The sequence below is a fragment of the Pseudomonas sp. fls2-241-TYG-175 genome, from assembly GCF_030209155.1.
GTDB classification, from domain to species: Bacteria; Pseudomonadota; Gammaproteobacteria; order Pseudomonadales; family Pseudomonadaceae; genus Aquipseudomonas; species Aquipseudomonas viridiflava.
Map to the genome: position 1 here is coordinate 1 of NZ_JARVSO010000030.1, position 1,451 is coordinate 1,451.

The window sequence follows — 1,451 nt, forward strand, 5'->3', positions numbered from 1 at the left end:
TCGTTCGTGACGCAAACTTTCGGTTCGTGTCGTCTTCACAGTCACCGCAATCTGTGCTCAATCGAGTCGCAGATTGCTTGGGTGTTATATGGTCAAGCCTCACGGGCAATTAGTATTGGTTAGCTCAACGCCTCACAGCGCTTACACACCCAACCTATCAACGTCGTAGTCTTCGACGGCCCTTCAGGGAACTCAAGGTTCCAGTGAGATCTCATCTTGAGGCAAGTTTCCCGCTTAGATGCTTTCAGCGGTTATCTTTTCCGAACATAGCTACCCGGCAATGCCACTGGCGTGACAACCGGAACACCAGAGGTTCGTCCACTCCGGTCCTCTCGTACTAGGAGCAGCCCCTCTCAAATCTCAAACGTCCACGGCAGATAGGGACCGAACTGTCTCACGACGTTCTAAACCCAGCTCGCGTACCACTTTAAATGGCGAACAGCCATACCCTTGGGACCGGCTTCAGCCCCAGGATGTGATGAGCCGACATCGAGGTGCCAAACACCGCCGTCGATATGAACTCTTGGGCGGTATCAGCCTGTTATCCCCGGAGTACCTTTTATCCGTTGAGCGATGGCCCTTCCATACAGAACCACCGGATCACTAAGACCTACTTTCGTACCTGCTCGACGTGTCTGTCTCGCAGTCAAGCGCGCTTTTGCCTTTATACTCTACGACCGATTTCCGACCGGTCTGAGCGCACCTTCGTACTCCTCCGTTACTCTTTAGGAGGAGACCGCCCCAGTCAAACTACCCACCATACACTGTCCTCGATCCGGATAACGGACCTGAGTTAGAACCTCAAAGTTGCCAGGGTGGTATTTCAAGGTTGGCTCCACGCAGACTGGCGTCCACGCTTCAAAGCCTCCCACCTATCCTACACAAGCAAATTCAAAGTCCAGTGCAAAGCTATAGTAAAGGTTCACGGGGTCTTTCCGTCTAGCCGCGGATACACTGCATCTTCACAGCGATTTCAATTTCACTGAGTCTCGGGTGGAGACAGCGCCGCCATCGTTACGCCATTCGTGCAGGTCGGAACTTACCCGACAAGGAATTTCGCTACCTTAGGACCGTTATAGTTACGGCCGCCGTTTACCGGGGCTTCGATCAAGAGCTTCGCTTGCGCTAACCCCATCAATTAACCTTCCGGCACCGGGCAGGCGTCACACCCTATACGTCCACTTTCGTGTTTGCAGAGTGCTGTGTTTTTAATAAACAGTCGCAGCGGCCTGGTATCTTCGACCGGCGTGGGCTTACGCAGTAAATGCTTCACCCTCACCGGCGCACCTTCTCCCGAAGTTACGGTGCCATTTTGCCTAGTTCCTTCACCCGAGTTCTCTCAAGCGCCTTGGTATTCTCTACCCAACCACCTGTGTCGGTTTGGGGTACGGTTCCTGGTTACCTGAAGCTTAGAAGCTTTTCTTGGAAGCATGGCATCAACCACTTCGTGT

Annotated in this window: 1 rRNA gene; it reads right to left on the minus strand. The window is 53.1% G+C overall.

What is annotated here, in order from left to right:
• Nucleotides 1-88: 88 nt before the first annotated feature.
• Nucleotides 89-1,451, minus strand: a 23S ribosomal RNA gene (locus QRN20_RS20220); the annotation flags it as partial.